The organism is Laspinema olomoucense D3b (assembly GCF_025370785.1).
In the GTDB taxonomy this organism is placed as follows: Bacteria; Cyanobacteriota; Cyanobacteriia; order Cyanobacteriales; family Laspinemataceae; genus Laspinema; species Laspinema olomoucense.
Genome location: NZ_JAMXFA010000030.1, coordinates 36,794 through 60,031, shown reverse-complemented (window position 1 = coordinate 60,031; position 23,238 = coordinate 36,794). Strand labels below are relative to the sequence as shown.

The window sequence follows — 23,238 nt, the reverse complement described above, 5'->3', positions numbered from 1 at the left end:
ACTTAACCGGATCCCGTTCCGGCGGCTGTAGTCAAAAAGTTTGGTTGATTGTCTGGTTGTGGATAATCCCTTGATTTACAAATCCAATTTTTTCTGCCAGTTTGGCCAAATTCTGAATGGTTGGCGGTTGAGATTTAAGAGTCTCTCGAATTTTTGCGATCTCATCAGCCAGTTGTTGATCCGCCTGGGCTTGTGTTGCGACTTCCTGGACTGCTTCACGAATTTCTGGATCTTCCTGTGCAGCAGCTTCCAGTTCCAAGACTGCTTCACCATAGTCTAATGGGGTTAGGTTAGCCTTTTTTAGATCGGCAGCTAATTTCGGCAGTTTGGCTTGGATCCGTTTCCATAGATTACCACCTTTCTCTAGGAGATTTTCTCCTACCTTTCCAAGCGCTCCTTGAGCAATTGGAGTTAGTACCAAAATCGCGATCGCTGTCAGTTCCACGGGTTCCATTGATTTATCTGTAATGATTGCAGGACATTAGAAGTATTTTCCGATTTTACTCTGATTTGGGCAGATTTGAGGTATCCGATCCGTTGCTTGATCTGCCAGCTTACCTCCAGAATTTCAGTTGCAATAGCTGTGTCTGCTGTTTGTGAATCTGGTGGTGTGGTGGTTTCTGCGGAAAAAATAGGCGGTGAAGGGGGCATCGGATGGGTTGAAATGCGATCGCCTCCTGATACTTCGATTGAATCCTGATGATTTCCCCCCTAAATGTCGGTGTTTAAACCGGGTTTCTCGGGTTGGTTGCGGCTATCCTGTTTTTGAACCGGCGATCGCCTTGCCGTTACCCTGCCGAAACCAGTCTCGTTAATTCTTCCTCGGTGAATTCTTCCTCTGATACTGATGCTGTTTGAGAAGCGATTAATCGGACTAGGATAAGTGCAATCTGGCGAAACATACGCGGCGATGAACCAACGGGACTATGTGCCGCGCAGTTACAAGATAATATCCCCGATCCGAGAATTTCCCCCGCGTCACCTATCCCATTAAATACGCTGTCTGCATACTCAACTGGCAAACCCCTATAAACTGTATCGAGGTTAGAGGCAAGTGACCCAGGCATTTCTATTTCGGCATTCTCCGATACTGCCACCTTGACGATAAGTTCTCCTGAGTCAGTGGGCAAAAATTCACCCCCTAACAGTCCATAAAGAGCGCGTCCCGCTGAGGGGACGAGCATCTCAATGGCTCCCTGTTGTCGATGAGTTAAGGTAGAGGTTCTACCGGGTAAGGAGCGCTCTAAGCATCCATGCTCGGGATTAATTAAATTGGGCAACTCTCCTAGCCAAATTTTGGCTTTTCGATGACGATTTAGATTTAGTGTAGTTATCATTTTATTTGTCTATACTCCTGAAAATCAACAATTTTAGCCCAAACTTAAGTGAAACTTTCCAATTCCCACCAATCCCTGTACAATCAAATCATCCCGAATTGAGGTCTAGCCCAAATGACCCAGCAGCTACAAATCCTCTTACCGGAAGAAACAATTCGACTGATTGACAAACTCACGAAATCGGATGATTCTGCGGATGATGCTCTGCTCAAGCGCAGCGCTTTGATTAACGAGGCGGTTAAATTTTATATTGCCCAGAAGCAGCGAGATTCTCTCAAGCAACAGTTACAAGAAGGAGCCACTCGCTGGGCTGCACGAGACTTGGGTTTGGCTGATGAATGGTTCGATATCGAAGAGGAGACAGCGGAGGTGACTTGACAAAACTGAGATTTTATGGTATATCTCCGAGATATGATGCCCGAACTCTGAAATTCTCTGAACCCGTGGTGGTTTCCTGGAATTTTTGCCAGTTACACTGAAATAAGCTGTAAGGTCCATGAAAACCCTTAGTCTTGTTGGAAGGTGGTACTGTGCCAAATCGCAATTTTTTGATTCCTCTGTCCATCGCCCTTGGTTTGTTTACGGTGGTTCCACCTGTGATGGGACAGGCTTTCTTGCCTCGGGCTCTCCAGCTTGATGGGACTCAGTTGGAACAGCAAGGGTTATTTTTGGCGGAAGAAGCGGCTCAGTTGGCGAGATTTCAGCAATTTGAGCTGGCTTTAGCCCGGGCAGAATTGGCAGCCCAGCTTGCGCCAAATGCTCCCCAAGCTTGGGGAATTTTAGGGAGCTTGTATTTGCAGTCGAAGGAGTTGCCGAAGGGGATTGCGGCGTTGGAACAGGCCCGATCGCTGGATCCGGAGAATCATGTGGTGATGTTTGCCCTCGGTTCGGCTTATTTTCAGCAACAAAATTACCAGGAAGCGATTAACTCCCTGCAAGCTGGATTAAAACTCCAACCGGATGTCACCGGGGCTTTATTCGATTTGGGCAATGCCTACTACATGACAAGAGAGTATCGAGAGGCGATCGCCCAATATGAACGCGCTGTTGCCCAGGATGAAACCTTTTGGCCTGCTATTAACAATATCGGCTTAGTCGAATATGAACAAGGGAATGCGACTGCGGCGATCAAGCAGTGGGAAACAGCCCTCAGCATCGACTCTGAAGCTGCGGAACCCATGATGGCGATCGCTGTTGCCATGTACGCTCAAGGGAATCAAGAAAAGGGTCTAGCCCTCGGAGAAGCGGCATTGCGGATTGATCCGCGTTATGGGGAAGTGGACTTTCTGCTGGAAAACCTCTGGGGTAGTCGCCTTGTGGAAGATACCAAAAAATTCTTGGAAACTCCCCGCATTCAAGCTACCCTCGCGCAATTGGATCCCACGCCATCCAGCCCTTAATCCTGGACTGGATTGCCTAAACGTGGAAGGATAAAGGCTCAAGGATGAAAATCACCCCATCAATCTATCTCCCATCCCTGAGACCCTATCCTTCATCCTTCATCCCTCATCTTTGGGCAGTAGGGCCGCAATCTGGTCAACGAACTCCTGATGATCTACCACAGGTTTAGAAATGTAGCCATCGGCCCCACTTTGTTCGAGAAAAGCTTCCTTGTCCCCCGCCATCGCGTGTGCCGTTACCAAAATAATCGGCAAATAGGACGTTTTGGGGTCAGCTTTGAGCATTTGAGTAATTTTGATGCCATCCACTGCCTTGCCTTGGTAAACGCTGCGCGACAGGGACACATCCATTAAAATCACATCCGCCTCACCGGCTTGGGCAATTTGCATCACCTCTTCCACATTTTCGGTATGCTTGACATTGAGGCCACCCCGCTTGGTGAGGATTTTAGAGAAAACCCTAGCGTTGACCAGATCGTCCTCCACAATTAGAACGGTTCTCATATCCCTTTCCTTTTCATTTAATCAATCGGATGCGCTTGATCGTCAGACTGTCAGAAATGATAGTACGCTGACAAAGTGTCCTCCGATCTTCTTCTCTTCGCTAACGATAGCGTTATTGAGCGCAAAAAAGCAGGACACTGTTGGAAGTTGGTTTGGTTTAAGGAACGAAACTCATGGCTAAACAATTGAACCTACTGTCTACTGGACAGGTTATCCCGACTGCTTTGCACGTCGAAATGCAACAGTCCTACCTTGAATATGCCATGAGTGTGATCGTGGGGAGAGCGTTGCCCGACGTCCGAGATGGCTTAAAGCCCGTCCACCGGCGGATCATGTACGCGATGCACGAATTGGGATTATCTCCCGATCGCCCTTATCGGAAATGTGCTCGGGTGGTTGGGGATGTCCTTGGTAAATATCACCCCCACGGCGATCAATCCGTTTATGACGCGATGGTCCGGATGATCCAGGACTTTTCCAGTCGGTATCCCCTCCTCGCGGGTCATGGCAATTTTGGTTCGGTAGATAACGACCCGCCTGCGGCAATGCGTTACACGGAAACGCGCCTTGCCGAAATTGGCAGCGATGCCATGCTTCAGGAAATCGGCGAAGCGACGGTTGATTTTATCGGAAATTTTGATAATTCCCAGCAAGAACCGATCGTTTTACCGGCACAATTACCCATGCTACTGCTGAATGGCAGTTCCGGAATTGCTGTGGGTATGGCAACCAATGTCCCTCCCCACAATTTAGGGGAGGTGGTGGATGCACTGGTTGCTTTGATTGATAATCCGGATTTGTCCGATGAGAAATTATTTACCCTGATTCCCGGTCCCGATTTCCCCACTGGCGGGGAAATTATTGACACGGAAGGCATTCGATCGGCTTACACCACGGGACGGGGAATTATCCCGTTGCGCGGGGTGGCAAGGGTGGAGGAAATCCAAGGGGGACGTGGCAAACATCGGCGTCAGGCGATCGTGGTGACGGAGTTGCCGTATCAGGTGAATAAATCCGCCTGGATTGAAAAAATCGCGGAGTTGGTCAATCATGGGCGGTTAGAGGGAATTTCCGATCTGCGCGATGAGAGCGATCGCGAGGGGATTCGCGTTGTCATTGAACTCAAACGGGAAACAAATCCCGAAGTGGTTCTGCAACATCTCTACCACCAAACCGCACTGCAAAATAATTTCGGTGCGATTCTGTTGGCACTGGTGGAGGCACAACCGCGCCAGTTATCCCTACGGCAAATGTTGCAGGAGTTCCTAACCTTCCGGGAACAGACGCTGAATCGTCTTTACACTCATGAACTGGAACGCACCCAGCAGCGTTTGGAGATTGTCGAAGGATTACTCAAGGCGCTGAACAACTTAGATGCACTCATTGAGATTTTGCGGAATGCGCCGGATGGCACCACGGCAAAAGCAGAATTGCAAAGCGAGTTAGAACTCACGGAGAACCAAGCGGATGCAATTTTAGGGATGCCGATGCGCCGGATCACGGGGTTGGAACGGCAAAAATTGCAGGATGAACGGGATCAGCTAAATACCCGTAGGGAGGAGTTGGAACGGTTACTGGGCGATCGCCGGGAATTGCTCAAAGGGTTGAAGAAAGAGTTGCGATCGCTCAAAAAGAAATATGGCGACCCTAGGCGGACCCGGATTTACAGTGTCTCGCGGGATCATGAGACAGTGCTGGTGGCAACTCCTGAATCTGGGGAAGAAACCAGCAAAACTAAATCCCGCAAAGGCAAAACCACAGCGATTCCCGAAGAAGTTGCGCCTTCTCTGCCGCTGTTTGCTACACCCCCAGAACCGGAAGAAACGGTTTTGGAGTTTACTCGACGCGGGTATGTGCAACGGTTATCTCCTTCGACTTATGAGCGTCAGCAACAGAAACAGGAGGAAAATTCCGAGATTCAAACCCTAGAAGCGGGTGCGGATTTTGTGGTAGAAACCCATGTTGCGTTTACGGATCAGGATGTGCTGATTTTGACCCGGGATGGGAAGGGATTCTCGATTAAAGTTGGGGATATTCCGGCGAATAAACGAGGCGCGAAGAAAACGCCGTTCGTGAGTTTGTTTCCGCCTGCGGTACATGGGAATCCTGATGCGATCGCCACGCAGTTTATCCTTTCAGATTATCCTGAAACTTTGGATTTAATCTTCTTGACGGAACGGGGGAGAATTAAACGCTTACCCCTGTCAGAATTTGCCAATTTGACGGCGCGAGGATTAACAGCAGTTAAACTAAAAGAGGGAGATGCTTTAGCTTATGCCAATTTAGCGACAGTGGGACAAGATATTGCGATCGCCACTTCTGGGGGACGACTACTCCGATTTGCGATCGATGATGACAATCTGCCGATTACCAGTCGCGCCTCTATGCCACAGCAAGCATTGCGCTTAGGCAAGGGTGAGAATTTGGTGGGATGTGTCGCACTCAGTCAGAGTGAGAAACTCTTGCTGGTGTCTAAATTGGGATATGGGAAACGCTTGCCGATGGATTTAGTGCGACTGGCGAAACCGGGGGATTTGGGTACTCAGTCGATGACGTTTAAAAATAAAACCGATGGGTTAGTGGGAATGGTGGCGGCGCTTCCGGATGCCGAGTTAAAGTTACTCACCAGTAGCGATCGCTTCTTGCGGTTGCCGGTAAACTCAGTCAAATCCAAGCGCAAAGATGACGCAGGCGATCGGTTAATCAAACTCGAACCCAAAGAAACCCTCGTTTACCTGAGTGTTTCCTCTCCCGAAGCGGAACAATATGTCTAAGGGATTGCCAGACAACAAGTTCTGGAAAATTCCCTCTTGTGGGGTGCATCAGTAGAATAATGGATGCCTGAAAGCAATCAGTTACTTTGCTGATGCCCCTTTATCCTCCGACTCCTTTAATTATTTTCAGGCGGTAACCGTATGAAACTCAATTTAACGGACGATACATTACAAGTTGAATTAAATTTTTGGGAGCAATTCTGGTCATTCAGCTTTAAGAAAATTTTGACAATTCCCCTCAGTCATATTGTCCAGGTTTCCCCTGCTGAACCCACAAGTAATTGGGCCCAAGTGCGCGCACCGGGAACGTTTTTACCCGGTGTGATTAAAGCTGGAACCTACTACAATTCTGAAGGAAAAGAGTTTTGGTATGCTACCCCCGGAAAAGATTATCTCACTGTAGAGTTACGAGATGAACCCTTTAAGCGGATAGTTTTAACAATAGATAATGCCTGGGATTGGGTAAATCGAATTCAGGGAGAAATTTAGGGTAACCGGCGGGGGTTTCACAACCCCGCCAATAAAAACCCGCACCCTAAAGGGTGGGGCTATACAGACAAAGCCCGCCTGCGCGGGCTATATAGAGAAAACCGAATTGTTACAACCAGATTTGGTATTAACCACCGGCAACAGCGGGGACAATGCTGACTTCATCCCCTTCATTGAGAGGCGTATCAGTCCCCTCTAAAAAGCGGATATCTTCTTCATTAACATAGACATTCAAAAAGCGGCGAAGTTGTCCTTTTTCATCACAAAGACGCTCTTTAATACCGGGACAGTTAGCCTCTAGGGAGTCTAACAATTCCGCAACATTACTACCACTGCAATCAACAGTAGCCTTATCATTGGTAAACTTCTGGAGAGGAGTCGGGATTAAAACTTTAACGGACATAGTTCGTAAGTAGAGAGGATAGGGGAGATGGGGGAGATGGGGGAGATGGGGGAGACTGTTCGTAGTAACGACTTCAGTCGTTTCCGGATGTTCATCCCCCATTCCCACAACATCAAACCCATGTTAAACTAAAACTTGCTGCCATTCTAGGCGATCGAGGGTGCGAGAACGCTCTAATGCCCGCTCAAAACTCTCTAATTTCGGCTCAATGGTCAGGGGTTCACCGATGTAACCCTGAACCGCTTCCTGGGTTTTTAAGCCATTCCCAGTAATATAAACCACCGTTGTTTCATCCGGGTCAATTTTTCCGGCTTCTAGGGATTTCTTCAAAACAGCGATCGTAGTCCCGCCAGCGGTTTCGGTAAATATTCCTTCGGTTTCTGCCAGCAGCTTCATCCCTTCAATGATTTCTGCATCGCTAACAGATTCGATATTGCCATTGGTTTTGTGAGCAATTTCTAAGGCATAAACTCCATCAGCAGGATTCCCGATCGCAATGGATTTCGCTACGGTATTCGGTTTAACTGGCTTAATAAAATCCCGTCCTTCGTGGAAAGCAGCGGCGATCGGGGAACAACCCTCCGCCTGTGCACCTGTAAACCGGACCGCTTTCTCGTCAACCAATCCGACTTGAATAAACTCTTGAAATCCTTTATAAATCTTCGTAAACAGAGAACCAGAGGCTAACGGCGCAACAATGCGATCGGGCAATTGCCAACCCAATTGTTCTGCTACTTCATAAGCCAGGGTTTTAGACCCTTCAGAATAATAAGGACGGAGGTTAATATTAACAAAACCCCATCCATGAGTATTGGCGACTTCCGAACAGAGGCGGTTTACTTGGTCATAATTCCCTTTAACAGACATCAGGGTGGGATTATAGATGAGGGTTCCCAACACCTTGCCAGCTTCCAAATCCGAGGGAATAAACACACAACAATCTAAGCCCGCATAAGCGGCGATCGCAGCCGTAGAGTTCGCCAAATTCCCGGTACTTGCACAGGAAACCGTCGTAAACCCAAGTTCCTTCGCCCGAGTCAACGCCACCGAAACCACCCGATCCTTAAAGCTAAGGGTCGGCATATTCACTGCATCATTTTTAATATAAAGATTTTTCATCCCCAGACGACGCGCCAAACGGTTTGACTTCACCAAAGGAGTCATCCCCGTTCCCACATCAATTGGGTTATCTGTCATCACCGGCAAAAAGGGACGATAACGCCAAATCGAATTAGGACCCGCCTGAATCGATTCCCGAGTCACCTGACGGCGAATTTCATCATAATTATATTTAACTTCCAGGGGTCCAAAACACAATTCACAGACATGAATCGCCTTAGTTTCGTACTCCGCACCACATTCTTTACATTTCAGTTGCTCAAACGTGGCCCCCTTAAGCGGGGTGTCATGACTATGGTTGTGCAATTCTGTCGCCTGGATCATGGTTCAAACCTCTGGACTCTCTATAAATAGGGGCTTGGAAGTCACCTTCCCTCATCTGTTGGGACGATACTAACACAGAGAAAAATACTCGTCAACCAATCCCGACTTTTTTTGTCGGGATTTGTCATGGGTCATTGGTTAGAAACCGGGTTTCTTCACAAAATCTCTAGCAATCAGCAACAAATCTGGGCTAGAAACCCGGTTTCTTGTCCTTGAGTTCTAAAACTCTCCCAAGGACAAATGACCAAGGACAAATGACCATCACCCCCCACTTACCGGCGGAATCAACACCACTTCATCCCCAGCTTGTAAGGGAGTCTGGGGGTCAACGAAATCGAGATTAATTCCAAAGCGGGTGATATCGCGCCAGCAGTCGAGTTCCGGGTGTTCAGCAATCAGGCGATCGCGCACTGCCACCACCGGAGTCCCCGGAGGAAATTCCAGCACTAACTCAGGAACGCCATAAGCTTCTTGATAAGCAGCAAATAGTTTTACCGTAACGGCGATCGTTGGTTCAGACATGGTAAAAAAAACACAAGAGGGCTAACTCTAATAAAATACCCTGAACTTGTTAAAGTGACTCAATTCACTTATGATCATGAAACCTAAGAGTTTTTAGACTCCTGATGTTTATCGCCTATTTAAAATGCCAACTCGAAAAAAACCTCAATACATCTATCAACTGAAAATCACCCTCAGCGACATCAAACCCCCAATTTGGCGGCGATTGCAAGTAAGCAGCGATTACACCCTGGCAGATTTACATGAAGTGATTCAAGTCGCAATGGGTTGGGGTAATTGCCATCTCCATTCATTTAACATTGACGGGGAAGAGTATGGAATGCCAATGGATGATGATTTCGGCTTTAGTGACATGAAAATCAAAAATGAAACCCGGGTCAAACTGAGCAAAATCATCCCCGGAGAAAAGTTTAAATTCTCATACCTTTACGACTTCGGCGACTCCTGGGAGCATCAAATCCTCGTCGAGAAAGTCCTGCCACCGGATCCGGATGCCACCTATCCAATCTGCATCAAAGCCAAAAGAGCCTGTCCCCCTGACGACTGTGGCGGTCCTTGGGGATATCCAGATTTCCTAGAAGCAGTCCAAGATAAAAACCATCCGGACCATGAAGAAATGCTCGACTGGGTAGGGGGTTCTTTTGACCCCGAAGAAGTCAATCTGGAGCAGATAAACGCCCAGTTCGAGCAATATTTCAAATAACCTGAATCGTCTCCCCAGCTAAGAAATTGTTACAGGGTTGAAGAAGCAGGACCAGAAACCGGGGTTTTTGAAACAATATCGAGTAATTACCAATCGATTCAAGTCAGAAACCCGGTTTCTCATCTTATCTACTTAATAATGCTCTACTAACAGATTAAACTCGGAGGTTGAGTCTCCCGTCCACTTAACTATTTCGCCGGGTATAAGAAAATTTGACGAGAGTCAAAGGAGAGGGAAGTCGTTAACTAGCGTGAGTTCACTGCTTATGGAGAGATTAACCGACTATCAGGGGCGTGAGGTACGGCTAACTGATGAACGCTTGGCCCACATTTTACTGCATCCGGAAATGGCGAATATGGAAAAAGAGATCGCCGTAACCTTACGAAACCCCGAAGCCGTTCGGAAATCGCGGAACGATGAAAATGCTTGGTTAAACTACCGCTACTATCTAGGAACGAAGGTCGGGGACAAGTGGCTGTGTGTAGTGGTAAAATATACAGAAGCAGACGCTTTTATTGTTACAGCTTATTTAACGGACAAACAGAAGAAAGGAGAACAAGTATGGCCCTAAATTTGAGGATTTGGTATGATAAAGAAGCTGATTTTTTAGAAGTTATTTTTTCCGATAAAGCCGGTTATATGCGAGAAACGGATAACGATTGCATTATGGAACGGGTAGATGAAGAGGGGAATATTCTAGGATTTTCTGTGATGCAGGTAAGTCATTTATCAACTGAAAAACCACTGATTGCAGAGTTAGTAGGAAAAGTCCAGGGTTGAGGGAGTCTATCCCTGACGGAGATTTATGAAACAAACCCGGTTTCTCACCCCCCACAAGTGCAGCAACAGAAAGAGCGAAACAATTAATTGCGCGCTCTGAATCTCAAATCACCTCGGACGAGGTGCGACGGCAGTTTATCGAGTTAATAGAAACCATCATTGTCTACAAATTACCGCAAAAAAGCTGGGAGGAAATTGAAGCTATGCTGGGATTGAGTGAGTTAAGACAAACCCAAGTCTATCAAGAAGCCTTTAGCGAAGGCAAGATTGAATCGATTCCGAAAATGATTCAGAAAGGAATTAGCCTGGAAGACATTGCCAATATTTTAGACTTACCGTTAGAAACAGTTCAGCAAAACATCCCCGATTCTGAAGGAAAATCCTCAACTTAATGGAATTCCGAGGCAACAATCAGTTGTTCACAAGTGTACGGGTCTTCGCCATTGACGGGGACCCGAATCCTGATGCAATGATTCTGCCCGGGCACTCCAAAAACTGAATGTTCAGGGTAATCTAATTTTTATCAGGAGCCTGAGTGACTGGAAAACTTTAATGGACCCAGATTGAGAATATTAAATCTTGAGTGAGGGTGCATAATCACCCCGTTTCTCACACCCCCTCCAACCGCAAAAAAAGTACCTGTCCCGACTCTTCACCCGCCACCACTGTCACTCCATCCGGTGCAACGGCACAGGAACGGAATTTACTCACGCCACTAAAACTCGCTACCACCTCTCCTGTTGCCAAATCCCAGAGTTTTAGGGTCCTATCCCAGGATGCGGAAACCACTTGTTGGCCGTCGGGAGTGATGGCGACTGCGGTTACCCCCGAACCATGCCCGGTGAGGGTGACCACCGAGGACCCGGTGTCCAAATCCCATAGCTTCACGGTTCCATCCTTGGATGCAGAAACGACTTGTTTGCCCTCGGGAGTGATGACGACGGCGGTTACCCAGTTACTATGGCCCGTGAGGGTCGCCACTTCCTCTCCCGTTACCAAATCCCACAGTTTCAGGGTGTTATCCCTTGATGCGGAAACCGCTTGTTTGCCGTCCGGGGTAATGGCGACTGCATTTACCCAGTTACTATGGCCGGTGAGGGTCGCCACTTTCTCTCCCGTTGTTAAATCCCAAAGTTTCAGAGTGTTATCCCCGGATGCGGAAACCGCTTGTTTACCGTCCGGGGTGATGGCGACTGCATTTACCGAGTTACCATGCCCAGTAAGGGTAGCCACTTCCTCTCCCCTTGGCAAATTCCACAGTTTCAGGGTGTTATCCCGGGATGCGGAAACCGCTTGTTTGCCGTCTGGGGTGATGGTGACTGCTTCTACCCAGTTACTATGCCCAGAGAAGGTTGCCAGTTCCTCTCCCGTCGCCAAATCCCACAGTTTCAGGGTCTTATCCAAGGATGCGGAAACCGCTCGTTTGCCGTCCGGGGTAATAGCGACTGCATTTACCGAGTTACTATGCCCGGTGGGGGTCCGCAACAATAGCCCGCCTGCGGGGGTCAGACATGGAATTACCGGGCGAAACCCGAGTTTTCCCTGATAATTTTTTGCCTCAATGGTAACCTTACTAGAAAGACAGATTTCTTCGTTAAGTAGTGCAGTAACTTCCACTTCGCATGGGGTGTCCCCAGCAGTGAAACTACCATTTTCAATGCTGCCACCGGAGGAAGATTTCCACTTAACGTTAGTCTCTATTTCTATCTCTATCTCGTTAATCTGCTGATCTAACCCGATGACTGTAAAAATTTGTTTTTGCCCGGGTTGGAGGATTACGGATTCTGGGTTGAGCTTGAATTCTCTTAAAACAGGAATTACAGTCACTTCGACTGAATCAGTAATGATTTCAATTCCCTGATTAAGACAAATCTGAGCTACTCCCCTCAAAATCCAAGATAGTAAACGAGCTATTTGTTTAACAAACCACTGTTGCACCCAAAGATTGAGGTCAGTGGCAATAAGTAGTTCCGGGTCAGGATTCGGGTCATTCTCTTGGGTTATAAATTCCTCCCCTACTAAATCTTGCACCCAATCTAAAGAGAGCAACCAAGATATAACTATCAGATATAAACCCAACCTCGCTATCTTTAACCGCTGCTGCGATTTGGTTTCTCGGGTGACAGTAGCAGTTACTAAAAATTTTCCCTTGGCATCATGATCGGCTGTGAATTTGCCATGTTCATCAATCTCGCCACCTGTCGAATCCCAGTCTATTTTTCCCGTCTCTATCTCATCTCCATACTGGTCAAACCCCTTCACCGTAAAAAGATAAATTTCCTCGGGTTTCAGTTGTATCGGTGATTGAGGCTGTATTTCTAAAGTTTTTAACACGGGAAGCAAGGTTACTTGCACGGATTCAGTCAGGGTTCTTCTCCCGCAGGTTCCCGTTGCCTTAATCTCTACTTCTCGTTTTTTATAATTTCCAATGAAAACACCGTTTCGGTCAATTTTTCCGCCTTGGCTACATTCCCATTTAATACTTTGAAGTTCAATTGGCGCTCCAGTCTGGTCAAATCCCTTAACCGTAAATGCTTTTTCTTCTTGAGGTTCGACAGAAATTGAATGGTGCGGATGAATTTCCAGTCTTTTCAAGACAGAAACCACAGTCACCTCGACCGATTCGGTGCGCTTGGCTTGGGTTTCAGTGACTGTCACTGTATAGGTACCCTTAGCCTTGGAGTCAGGGATAAACATATTCCCTTGCATACTACAGCCGGTGCAACTCCATTCCACAGGTCCTATCTCGATTTCTTCACCGCGCTGATCTAAACCCTCAACTGTAAAGCATGGCCGGTCATCGGGTGTAATCTGATAGCCTGAAGATGGTGAAATCACCAGGTTTGTTAATCGCGGTGGTTCAATTACGTTAATTGTGATAGAGTCTGAAACCCCTTTTTCTCTAGCTGTAATGGTAACTGCTTCTTCGACGTGACCCGCGTAAAAGATTCGATTAGGTTTATCAAGCTTACCCCCGCCTTTAACTGCCCAATCGATTTGTCTCGGTTCTCTTGGATTGTTAAAGTTATCCAAGCCTCTGACGGTCAACTTGACGGAATTGCCAAACTCTACAGTTGTCAGGGACGCTGTTAATATTAATTTCTCAAGTTTTTCAACAAAAACAACAGCCTCAACCTGACAATCTCTCCCTCTTGCAGTGACTATAACTTCTCCGCCATTTTCGCCAGGGGTAAATTTACATTCATTATTGCCTTGCTTGTAGATACTTCCGTCCGTTGCTTCCCACCGCACCTCTGGTAAAGGGATGATTTCTTGCTGATGCTGGTCCAATCCCTTGACTTGGAACGTACAAGATTCGTAAGGTTCCAGCCGGACCTGCTCAGGGAAAATAGTTAATCTTCGCCATACTCCAACGATGGTCACATGAGCAGTAGCACTGTATTGTTCTACCCCAGTGGCCGTGTATTGTTCTAATGTGGCCGTGACGTAGAAAGATCCTTTTTCATCGTGACCTGCGATGAACGTCTTGTGTCCCTCTATCCTGCCAACGTTTTTCTGCCAGCTAATTTTGTCCCAATCTATCTCTATCGATTCATTGGCTTGATCGAAGCCTAGAATCTCGAATTCCTGGCTTTGGTTAGGTTCTAGGGTACAGATCTGAGGGTGAATTTCAAGGCGTCTCAAGACGGAACGCACGATTACATCAACCGATCGCTCAATATTTATTTGAGTGGCAGTGGCAGTTACAGTAATTTTCCCCTTAGCATTGGGGTCGGGGATAAACCGATTCTCGTCCATCCTACCACTGGATACACTCCAGTTTATCGGTCCTGTTGCTATAGGATTTTCACGCTGATCTAAACCCTCAACTGTAAAGCAGGGCTGATCATCGGGTGTAATCTGATAACCTGAAGACGGTGAAATCACCAGATTTGTTAATCGGGGTGGTTCAATTACGTTAATTGTGGTAAAAGCTGGAACACCTTTTACTCTAGCGGTAATGGTAACTTGTGTTTCGACGTGATCGGCGTAAAAGATTTGATTATGCTCATCAATCCTCCCTCTGCCTTCACTGTCCCAATCGATTTGTTTCAGTTCTATTGGATGTCCAAAGTTATCAAATCCTTGTAATGTCAAGTTTACCGGCTTGCCAAACTCTACAGTTGTGGGGGAAGCTTCTAGTCTTAATCGCTCAAGCTTGCAAACAGAAATAAGGGCATTATCACTACAATCTCTTGCTGTTGCGGTGATTTTCATATTTCCGCCATTCTCGCCAGCGGTAAATTTACATTCATTAGGGCCTTGCTTTTCGATACTTCCGTCCGTTGCTTTCCACTGCACCTCTGGTAGGTCGATTATTTCCTGCTGATGCTGGTCTAATCCGGTGACTTTGAATGTATAAGGTTGGTAAGGTTCAAGTCGGACTTCCTTAGGGCAAATGGTTAATGTTCTCAATACTGGAATGATGGTAACATCCGCAGTCGCTCTGTATTGTTCTATGTGGGCAGTTACCTGAAAAGAACCTTTTTCATTGTGACCGGCGATGAAAGTCTTCTGTCCCTCTATCCTGCCACCGTTATTCTGCCAGATAATTTGGTTTAGATTTATCTCTATCTCTTCATTGGCTTGATCGAAGCCCTTAATCTCGAATTCCTGGGGTTGGTTAGGTTCTAGGGTGCACTGCTGAGGGTGAATTTCAATGCCTCTCAAGACGGAACGCACGATGACATCGACCGATCGCTCAATATTTGTTTGGGTGGCCGTGGCAGTTACAGTAATTTTCCCCTTAGCATTGGGGTCGGGGATAAACCGATTCTCGTCCATCCTACCACTGGATACACTCCAGTTTATCGGTCCTGTTGGTATTTTATTGTTATCCTGATCGAAACCCTCAATGGTAAATTCTGGATGTTGGTCCGGTGTAATCTCAAGAAAATTCGGTGAAATTTTTATAGTGGCTAGTTTGCGAAGGATGACAGAGACTTCTTTGCTCTTGTTTCCTATGGTAGCCTTGACGTTAAACTCACCGCTCTCTTGTCCGGCGTTAAAATTTCCGTTGTCCTCAATTGTGCCACCTGTTGCTGTCCAAGTCACTTGATTAAGAGGAAAATCTTGACCGTATTGGTCAATTCCTTTCGCTTTAAAGTGGTACTGAGTCCCGCAGTAAATTACCCTTTGTGAGAGTCCAAAAATTTCCCATTTTTTTAACTGAGGTCTGGAACGACCCTCAAACTGATGAAGCTGTTGTCCGGTGGTTAAATCCCACAGTTTCACCCAATCATTACCGCCAGTAATCAGGCGTTTGGGATTCGGAACGATTCCCATAGTCCCCACAAAGGCATCTGAATCTGTGGTCAATTTCTGAAGGTCAAAATTCCATCCCTGAATGAAATCGCCTTCTCCACTCCAAATGACTTCGGGTTGATTACCCAAAACAACTAATCCATGAATATTAAGGGTTTGACCCTGGATAACTTCGCTACACTTGAATTTAGCAAACTTGGATTTTAAGTTCTTTTCTGAATTAATCCCCTTAACTAGGAGTGCGACAACAGGAGAGAGTCCAAATACGGAAAGAAATTTAATTACCAACCCCCACAATATTGGATGAATTCCCGATTCACTCAAATTCATAGAAGAAATGATTTCCTCGCTTCCGGAATTAACCGTTTGGGGAGTTTCATCAGCGTTCCAAATGCGGATTTCGCCATCTCGACTGCCACTGACGAACGTTTTGCCATTGGGAGCGATCGCCACTGCCTGTACCCAGTCTGAATGGCCTTCCCAAGAGGCGATCGCCTCACTCCCATTCACATACCATAACTTAATCGTTTTGTCTGCACTCCCACTGGCTATAATTTTTCCATCAGGACTGATTGCCAGGGACATTACACTGCCAGAATGTCCTTCAAGGGTGCGAATCAATTCGCCGGTTGTTACATTCCATAACTTGAGGGTGCGATCGGCACTTGCGCTCACCAGGGTTTTCCCATCTGGCGTGATGGCAACAGCATTCACCCAGCTTGAATGACCTTGGAGAGTATGTAGGAGTTCGTCGGTTTCTGCCTGCCACAGATTAATCGTGCGATCGGCACTACTACTGGCGATAATCTTGCCATTTGGACTAAACGCAACAGACAAAACCCAATCAGAATGTCCCTCAAGAGTCCGCAATTTATGGCCGGTTTTTAAGTCCCAAATTCGGATAATTTTCCAACTTCCACCGGCCAAAATTTTACGATTAAGACTAACAGAACCAGACGCCAGTGATGAAATCGTATCTGTTGGAAAAGCAAATTCTGTAGGGTGTCGCTCATCCGGATAAGCAAGATAAGGGTGATGGCCATGAAGCACCCAATAAGCTGCTTGCTTTACCTGTTCTGAATCATCTTGCAACGCTTGCTGGATAAATAAGTCTAATCCCTCCGTCCCAAATTGTAGCGATTGTATCAGTCCGGCGACTCTTTCCTCAACTTGAGCGCTTTCCCAAGATTTCTTAATGTTTTCTAAATATTTCCCGCGATCGAGTTCGGCTGGAGTAGGATTTTGTCTAAAACCTGTTTTATCGCTATCTGGGGGCTGATTAGAAGGTTGAGTCATGGCCTGATACCGGACACTACCTTTTATTTTTGCATGAATTGAGCCAGTACGTCAAGAAAAAACGAATAATCCAAATATAATACTCAATGCCGCCATGTTTAGAAGTGTTCGGTTGCCCTATAATGGGGGATAGAAGCGAGCCTTTTTTCTAAGAGTTTTCTGATTGAATTTGCTCTTTCACCCAAGCGCGAAAGGCTTTTAATAACGTTGTTTCTCCTAGGGTTTGGCTTTGTTCTAAAAACTTGGCCACTTCGGTAACGGGTAATACGGGAAAGGCTAGAGAATGCTCAGTTTCTACATAGTTGCCCGATCGCAATTGTAAAAACTTGACCTCACCGCGATCGCATCTCCAGATTTCCGGTACTCCCATTGCCGCATAAATCCCTTCTCGGTCAATGGAACTGCTGGTGACATCCACTTCGATTACCAAGTCAGGTGGTGGATCAGTTTTTAGGTCGATGGTGCGCTTGCCTCGGATTAACCTTTCATTTTTAATATAAAAACTAGAGTCGGGTTCAGACCCTTTTTCTAAATCAAGTCTGTTCAAAGTCGTAGAACCAGCACTCAAAATTTCTACGTTTAGTTGTTCGGCGATTGCCTGAACTACTCTTGCTAAAAGTCGGTTCGGTTGTTCATGTTCTAATAATGGGGTCATGATTTCTAATAATCCTCGGTCATAATTTAGGCGAGTGTTGCGATGATCTCCCATTTCATTTAATAAGCGTTCGTAAGTCTCCCAGCTAATATTCTGGAGTAAAATTCTGCCCGGGGTGAGGGGTTTGGTTTTAGGGGTAGTAATCATGATAAAATTTTCTCCAACGATCGCTTACTGAGGTTCTGCTTTAATTTGCTCTCTCACCCAAGCACGAAAGGCTTTTAATAAGGTAGTTTCCCCTACGGTTTGGCTTTGTTCTAAAAACTTGGCGACTTCGGTAACGGGTAATACTGGAAAAGCGAGAGAATGCTCAGTTTCTACATAGTTGCCCGATCGCAATTGTAAAAACTTGACCTCACCCCGATCGCATCGCCAGATTTCTGGTACTCCCATTGCCGCATAAATCCCTTCTCGGTCAATGGAACTGCTGGTGACATCGATTTCGATAACTAAATCCGGTGGGGGGTCGGTTTCTAGGTTGATGGTGCGTTTGCCTTTTATCTGTTGTTCATTTTGGATATAAAAGCCTGAATCTGGTTCTGAACCGCGAGCTAAATCTGGCCGATTGAGGGTAGTTGAACCGGCACTCAAAATTTCGATATTGAGAACATCCGCTAACGCATCTACGAATTTCTCCAATATTCGCTTGGGGTTCTCATGTTCTAATAATGGAGTCATGATTTCTAATAATCCTCGGTCATAATGTAGGCGAATATTGCGCTGATCTCCCATTTCATTTAATAAGCGTTCGTAAGTCTCCCAGCTAATATTCTGGAGTAAGACTCTACCTGCGGTGGGTGCTTTGGTTTTGGGGGTGGTAATCATTAGAAAATTTGCTCCAAACGACGAAAATCTCGTTCGACTTCTATCCACAGCGATCGATTATGTGGATCGATGCGGAGGGCTTTTTTTAAGTATATTCTAGCTTTATCTAGATCTCCGGCGGCGATCGCATGGCGTCCCCAGCGTTGATAGGCGATCGCCTGCCATTGTCGCACTTCCGGGTCCTGGGGTAGTCTTTGTGCGAGTGCATCGACTAATGCGACCGCACGGGGAAAGCGTTGTGCTTTCAAAAATCCCTGTAATTGTAAATACCCTCGCTGTTTGAGGAGTTGTTCCAGGTCCGTTAACCTGGGATTGTTCCGAAACTCAGGTTCTTTGGGAGTGACGCGTGTCTTGACGGTGGTTTCTGGCGCAGTGACGGGGGTTGGTGATGGTGGGGGTGTGCTGGGTTGCCTAACTTGGGCCGCAGGTGGGGCAATTTCTAGCAAGCGGTGATAGGCTTGATTAAGCTGGATAAATCTGTCATGCGATCGCGCGTCCCCGGGATTAACATCCGGATGATATTGCCGCGCCAATACGCGGTACGACGTCTTGACCTCTTCTAGGGTCGCACCTACTTTCAGACCTAATACGCTATAGCATTCTTCGATAGTCATTCTGATTAAAAATGGCACAGTGGGATAGAAATTCTGCCATTTTTCCACAAGTTTAGGATAGTCAGGATATTACCCAATCTGGAGTAAGGATAAGGGGACAAGGATAAAATTTTACCCTTGTCCCCCCAGAAAATCCCTACCCTTGCCGTTAAGGACGTTCTTCAATCACGCGATCGATGAGGCCATAGTCTTTGGCTTCCTGTGCGGACATGAAAAAGTCACGGTCCATGTCTTTTTCAATTTTTTCCAGGTTTTGATGAGTGCGATTAGCGTAAATTTGGTTAAGCTGGCGGCGAATTCGCACGATTTCCCTCGCTTCGATTTCAATATCCGAGGCTTGACCCCTGACACCCCCAGAGGGTTGATGGATCATGATCCGGGAGTGGGGGAGTGCCAACCGTTTCCCCGGTGCTCCAGCAGCTAAGAGGAAGGAACCCATTGACGCCGCTAGACCCACGCAAATCGTGACCACATCGGATTTAATGTGCTGCATGGTATCATAAATTGCCATACCAGCAGTGACGGAACCTCCGGGAGAGTTGATATAGAGAATGATATCTTTGCCTGCTTCCTCAGAATCAAGATAAAGCATGATGGCAATTATTTTATTTGCCAGTTGGTCCTCGACTTCGCTACCCAGGAAAATAATACGTTCTTGATACAACCGGGTTTCTAAATCAATCCACTGTGTATAAGAATCTCCCGGCAGACGATAAGGAACTTTTGGGTAACCGATAGGCATAATGTGAGACTCCGATGTTAGATATGAGAGTTAAGCGGTGAGAGTTTAGAGTTCTCAAAATCTAAACTCTCAAGGGATTAGACAATGGCGGGTATAGGATGGGCTAAGTCTTTGGCTTCCAAGACGCGATCGATGAGTCCGTATTCTACCGCTTCGTGCGGGTTGAGATAGAACACCCGATCCATATCTTTGATAATCTTCTCGTGGGGCTGACCCGTATTTTCGGCGAGGATATCGATCATGGTCTGGCGATTGGCCAGAACTTCCTTGGCTCGAATTTGAATATCTGAGGCTTGACCCCGAGTATAACTCTTGGGTTGATGCAGCACGATTGTGGCATTGGGTAAACTGGTGCGGCATCCTTTGGTCCCCGCCGAGAGGAGCATCGCTGACATTCCCACTGCCATGCCGATACAGATGGTGTTGACTGGCGGCTTGATGTATTTGATGGTGTCGCAGATGGCAAAGGCTTCGGTTTCAAAGGCTACGGGTTGGCCGCTTTCGTTTGAGGTGCCGGTGGAGTTGATATAGATGTTGATTGGTTTTTCTGGGTCATCATACTGCAAATACAGCAGTTCAGAGATGATGAGTTCAGTAACCTGCGGCACTAGGGGCATCCCCAGATAGACAATCCGTTCCTTGAGCAACAAGGACGGTAAATCTGGGGGGGGTGTCCGTTGATATCCATCTCCGTAGTAGGGAGATTGAACTGCCTGTATGGGTGAGTTCATGTCAAGTTTCAGCTCGAATTCATGGCGGTTTCTCTATCAATAGTAGCGTGTTGCTGGACGGGGCGCGGGGGTAGATTCTCGATTATTGATTCGTAATTTTACGAGTGGGGAGGTTCGGAGTAGGGGCCGGGGCTTTGGGGTGGGGGCTGGGGTCTGTGGGGTGAAGCCCTTGGGAATTGCGATCGCCTCAGCAAGTGGGGAGGTTAAATAGCCGAAAATGATGGTAGAGACGCGAAAGGGGCGTCTCTACCATTGGGTGAACGACGGAAGTTGTTACTACAAACTGAGATTGTGAATGAGATCGCGTTCTTCTTTGAGGCGATCGATGGTGGTCCAGATTTCTTGGAGGAGGGGGTCGAGTCCCTGTCTGGAGACTCCGGAGATTTGAAAGATGGGGGTGGTGGACTGGGAAAGTTCACTTAAGCGAGTGGCGATCGCCTCGATTTCTTCTTCAGTGCGATCGCTCGCATCCATCTTATTTAACGCCACAATTTGGGGGCGATTCAGCAAATCCCGCCCATAAGCAGCCAACTCCTGCTGAATCATCTCATAGTCTTCAATCGGATCCGGTGCAGTAATATCCACCAGATGCAACAACACCCGAGTGCGTTCGATATGGCGTAAGAACTCATGACCCAAACCTGCCCCCAGATGCGCCCCTTCAATTAATCCGGGAATATCGGCGAACACCGTGCCATCTCCACTAGGTTTTCTGACAACTCCTAAGTTAGGCACTAAAGTCGTGAAGGGATAATCGGCAATTTTCGGACGGGAAGCAGACAGGGCGGAGATTAGGGTAGATTTGCCTGCATTAGGTTTACCGACAATGCCGACTTCAGCTAACAGTTTCAGTTCGAGACGTAAAAAACGCTCTTCTCCATCAAGTCCCGGTAAGGCATATTCGGGAGCACGGTTGCTGTTGCTGAGGAAATGTTTGTTTCCGAGTCCGCCTTTTCCTCCTGCTGCAACAACGAGGGTTTGTTCAGGTTCGATCAAGTCCCCGATGACTTCTTCGGTATTGGCGTCATAAACCATTGTACCGACGGGGACCTGAACGATGCGATCGCCGCCAGAAGCCCCAGTACGATTGTTAGGGCCGCCTCGTTGTCCGTTTTCTCCTTCAATTCGGCGGTTGTATCTAAAATCTAACAGGGTTTGCAGGTGTTCTACTGCCTTAAGAATCACAGAACCGCCCTTACCGCCATTGCCTCCAGCGGGGCCACCCGCCGGGACATATTTTTCCCGGCGGAAAGCGACGATGCCATCGCCACCCTTGCCACCAGCCACTTCTATTTCTACGCGATCGATAAATTGCATGATTGTCCTTGGTCCTTTGTCAAAAGTAAGTTCGTTCTACACCCTGAACCCCTCAACAAAGGACTCTGGAGTCATTAGCGAGTGGTCGGGATTATTGGCAATACGGGGTGACATCTTCCCCGCACTCATCCGCTAAGTAGGATAAAGCGCGGAAGCGTAAACCCACCATTTGCTCATAAAGCGGATTGATATGGCACAGGGGGGGAATATGGACCACCTTATTGCCGAATAGATGAATATCTCGTTCAAATGGGCATTGCGGTGGAATCATTTTGCACAGAAATCTAGCCAGTCGGGGGTCATGGATTTCCAGATCATCGAGCCAATGGCGCACTGGGGAGAGGACATCCCCTTGATGTTTGTGACCCGGGTGCAGACCGACTGCCCCTTCCCCGTGACCGGAGGTAGTCGCCTCGGAAGGGTTGAATTGAGAATTTCTTCCATCCCAGAGGGTATGGCGGAGGGCTTCTAAAACTTTAGAGTTTTGTCCTAGTGCGTGGCAAAACTCATATAATTTTTCCTCTTCAGTGACGGAATAAACTCCATCAGCTATGGCCACCATGACCGCCGTTCTTAAGAAGTTTTCGGCAATGATGGGTTCGTTGCCTAAAACCGCCGCTAAATCTTGGGGTTTGATGGGTTCGAGTTGACCCAAGTTAAGGCAGGGCGCTACTTCTTCCTGAGTCAGTTCCGCAATTAAGTCTTGTTCTTCTTGGTCGAAGTGACCATCTGCCCAGGCAATCGTTAATAGTCCCCTCAGCCAGACATAAACTTGCTCGGCATTGAGAGGAGATTGAACAACACCAGTCATAAACTGTCAACCTGTGGAGTGTAAGTGCTCAATTCTATGGTAACTGCTCTTTTTCCGATGGGGTTGATTCTTTAGCCCATCTCGGGTGATTTTGATCACTAGCGTTGATCAAAAACAATCAGCGGATATCTTTTTAGAGATATCCGCTGCTGTGAAGGTTTGATAACTCAGGGCTTCAGCTGCTACCTGTAAAGGCCACTTCCGGAAATTTGGACTGAGCTTCCATCATGGGCTGCCTTCGGCCTTCTTCTTGCCAGTAATTAATGACTTCAGTGGCTTTGTTGAGCAACTCTACGCGGTCAGTTTCGGAGATCCAGTGCTTCGCTTCTAACTCATTTTTTAGTTCTTCCCAGGCATCATTTCGAGGCCAGAAGAAGTAACGGGTTAAAGGGCTGGTTCCCTTACCCACAACTTGATCAACTGCGATCGCGACGTTGTCCTCTAACCAGAGAACTTTTAAAATGAACTTTGACAATCACACCTCCTTGAGGTTTGTGTAATCTTCTGGTAATGGTACAACGCTTTATTGTAGCGCATATTTGGGCTACTTGGGCGATGATTGGAAAAATAAAGGCTCAAATAAAATCTCAATTTTTCCGGGTCCCCTTCTTTGGGAATAGGCCAGTT

General features: G+C 47.1%; 22 protein-coding genes and 1 pseudogene. 8 read left to right on the top strand and 15 right to left on the bottom strand.

Annotation, left to right across the window (positions count from 1 at the left end; translation table 11 throughout):
* Positions 1–31: 31 nt before the first annotated feature.
* Together NG792_RS20130 and NG792_RS20125 are read right to left on the bottom strand one after the other, a co-directional pair.
* Positions 32–454, bottom strand: a complete 423-nt coding sequence (locus NG792_RS20130; RefSeq protein WP_261236569.1) for a hypothetical protein — start codon at positions 452–454, stop codon at positions 32–34.
* 334 nt (positions 455–788) lie between these two features.
* Positions 789–1,337 (bottom strand): hypothetical protein, encoded by a 549-nt coding sequence (locus tag NG792_RS20125; RefSeq protein ID WP_261236568.1) that lies wholly within the window; start codon positions 1,335–1,337, stop codon positions 789–791.
* A gap of 114 nt (positions 1,338–1,451) precedes the next feature.
* Between NG792_RS20125 and NG792_RS20120 the strand changes: the two genes are divergently transcribed.
* Entirely contained in the window at positions 1,452–1,715 is a 264-nt protein-coding gene (locus NG792_RS20120; protein ID WP_261236567.1) for a hypothetical protein, read from the top strand.
* Between the two features lie 152 nt (positions 1,716–1,867).
* Positions 1,868–2,737: a tetratricopeptide repeat protein gene (locus NG792_RS20115; RefSeq protein WP_261236566.1), complete on the top strand. Its 870-nt coding sequence runs from the start codon at positions 1,868–1,870 to the stop codon at positions 2,735–2,737.
* 99 nt (positions 2,738–2,836) lie between these two features.
* On the opposite strand, the gene NG792_RS20110 is transcribed toward NG792_RS20115, so the two are convergent.
* A complete protein-coding gene (locus tag NG792_RS20110; RefSeq protein ID WP_261236565.1) occupies positions 2,837–3,241 on the bottom strand; it encodes a response regulator in 405 nt (134 codons plus the stop codon).
* A gap of 173 nt (positions 3,242–3,414) precedes the next feature.
* On the opposite strand from NG792_RS20110, the gene NG792_RS20105 reads away from it, so the two are divergent.
* Both NG792_RS20105 and NG792_RS20100 read left to right on the top strand, forming a co-directional pair.
* Positions 3,415–6,015, top strand: a complete 2,601-nt coding sequence (locus tag NG792_RS20105; RefSeq protein WP_261236564.1) for a DNA gyrase/topoisomerase IV subunit A — start codon at positions 3,415–3,417, stop codon at positions 6,013–6,015.
* 141 nt (positions 6,016–6,156) lie between these two features.
* Positions 6,157–6,504, top strand: a complete 348-nt coding sequence (locus tag NG792_RS20100; protein ID WP_261200379.1) for a hypothetical protein — start codon at positions 6,157–6,159, stop codon at positions 6,502–6,504.
* Positions 6,505–6,631: 127 nt separating this feature from the next.
* Here the strand turns inward: NG792_RS20100 and NG792_RS20095 are convergent, their stop codons facing one another.
* The 3 genes from NG792_RS20095 to NG792_RS20085 form a co-directional block, all read right to left on the bottom strand.
* Entirely contained in the window at positions 6,632–6,907 is a 276-nt protein-coding gene (locus NG792_RS20095) for a ubiquitin-like small modifier protein 1 (protein ID WP_261236563.1), read from the bottom strand.
* 123 nt (positions 6,908–7,030) lie between these two features.
* Positions 7,031–8,350, bottom strand: coding sequence for a threonine synthase (gene thrC / locus NG792_RS20090; protein ID WP_261236562.1), 1,320 nt, complete (start codon positions 8,348–8,350; stop codon positions 7,031–7,033).
* 261 nt (positions 8,351–8,611) lie between these two features.
* Complete coding sequence (locus tag NG792_RS20085) at positions 8,612–8,872, bottom strand: MoaD/ThiS family protein (RefSeq protein ID WP_261200381.1); 261 nt, start codon at positions 8,870–8,872, stop codon at positions 8,612–8,614.
* Between the two features lie 124 nt (positions 8,873–8,996).
* Between NG792_RS20085 and NG792_RS20080 the strand changes: the two genes are divergently transcribed.
* The 4 genes and pseudogenes from NG792_RS20080 to NG792_RS20065 form a co-directional block, all read left to right on the top strand.
* On the top strand, positions 8,997–9,575 hold the full coding sequence (locus NG792_RS20080; protein ID WP_261236561.1) for a plasmid pRiA4b ORF-3 family protein: 579 nt from the start codon (positions 8,997–8,999) through the stop codon (positions 9,573–9,575).
* Between the two features lie 250 nt (positions 9,576–9,825).
* Positions 9,826–10,146, top strand: a complete 321-nt coding sequence (locus NG792_RS20075; protein ID WP_261236560.1) for a DUF4258 domain-containing protein — start codon at positions 9,826–9,828, stop codon at positions 10,144–10,146.
* Positions 10,137–10,355 carry a DUF2283 domain-containing protein gene (locus NG792_RS20070; RefSeq protein WP_261200384.1) on the top strand — a complete coding sequence of 73 codons (219 nt, stop codon included), beginning with the start codon at positions 10,137–10,139 and terminating at the stop codon, positions 10,353–10,355. Before NG792_RS20075 ends, NG792_RS20070 begins: the two co-directional genes overlap by 10 nt.
* 65 nt (positions 10,356–10,420) lie before the next feature.
* A pseudogene (locus NG792_RS20065) lies at positions 10,421–10,747 on the top strand (DUF2887 domain-containing protein); the annotation flags it as partial.
* Positions 10,748–10,964: 217 nt separating this feature from the next.
* Here NG792_RS20065 and NG792_RS20060 read toward each other — a convergent pair.
* From NG792_RS20060 to NG792_RS20020, 9 genes are all read right to left on the bottom strand, one after another.
* Positions 10,965–16,916 carry a WD40 repeat domain-containing protein gene (locus tag NG792_RS20060; RefSeq protein WP_261236559.1) on the bottom strand — a complete coding sequence of 1,984 codons (5,952 nt, stop codon included), beginning with the start codon at positions 16,914–16,916 and terminating at the stop codon, positions 10,965–10,967.
* Positions 16,917–17,064: 148 nt separating this feature from the next.
* Positions 17,065–17,718, bottom strand: coding sequence for a Uma2 family endonuclease (locus tag NG792_RS20055; RefSeq protein WP_261236558.1), 654 nt, complete (start codon positions 17,716–17,718; stop codon positions 17,065–17,067).
* A gap of 24 nt (positions 17,719–17,742) precedes the next feature.
* Entirely contained in the window at positions 17,743–18,396 is a 654-nt protein-coding gene (locus tag NG792_RS20050) for a Uma2 family endonuclease (RefSeq protein ID WP_261236557.1), read from the bottom strand.
* On the bottom strand, positions 18,396–19,010 hold the full coding sequence (locus NG792_RS20045; protein WP_261236556.1) for a J domain-containing protein: 615 nt from the start codon (positions 19,008–19,010) through the stop codon (positions 18,396–18,398). Before NG792_RS20045 ends, NG792_RS20050 begins: the two co-directional genes overlap by 1 nt.
* Positions 19,011–19,158: 148 nt before the next feature.
* The gene (locus NG792_RS20040) at positions 19,159–19,752 is read right to left on the bottom strand and encodes an ATP-dependent Clp protease proteolytic subunit (protein ID WP_261200324.1); all 594 of its coding nucleotides are present in this window, start codon (positions 19,750–19,752) and stop codon (positions 19,159–19,161) included.
* 77 nt (positions 19,753–19,829) lie between these two features.
* Entirely contained in the window at positions 19,830–20,483 is a 654-nt protein-coding gene (locus tag NG792_RS20035) for an ATP-dependent Clp protease proteolytic subunit (protein ID WP_261200323.1), read from the bottom strand.
* Positions 20,484–20,759: 276 nt separating this feature from the next.
* On the bottom strand, positions 20,760–21,800 hold the full coding sequence (obgE, locus tag NG792_RS20030) for a GTPase ObgE (protein ID WP_261200322.1): 1,041 nt from the start codon (positions 21,798–21,800) through the stop codon (positions 20,760–20,762).
* 91 nt (positions 21,801–21,891) lie between these two features.
* Positions 21,892–22,611, bottom strand: a complete 720-nt coding sequence (locus NG792_RS20025) for a Mo-dependent nitrogenase C-terminal domain-containing protein (RefSeq protein ID WP_261236555.1) — start codon at positions 22,609–22,611, stop codon at positions 21,892–21,894.
* 175 nt (positions 22,612–22,786) lie between these two features.
* Positions 22,787–23,086 (bottom strand): 30S ribosomal protein PSRP-3, encoded by a 300-nt coding sequence (locus NG792_RS20020; protein ID WP_254567253.1) that lies wholly within the window; start codon positions 23,084–23,086, stop codon positions 22,787–22,789.
* Between the last annotated feature and the right edge of the window lie 152 nt (positions 23,087–23,238).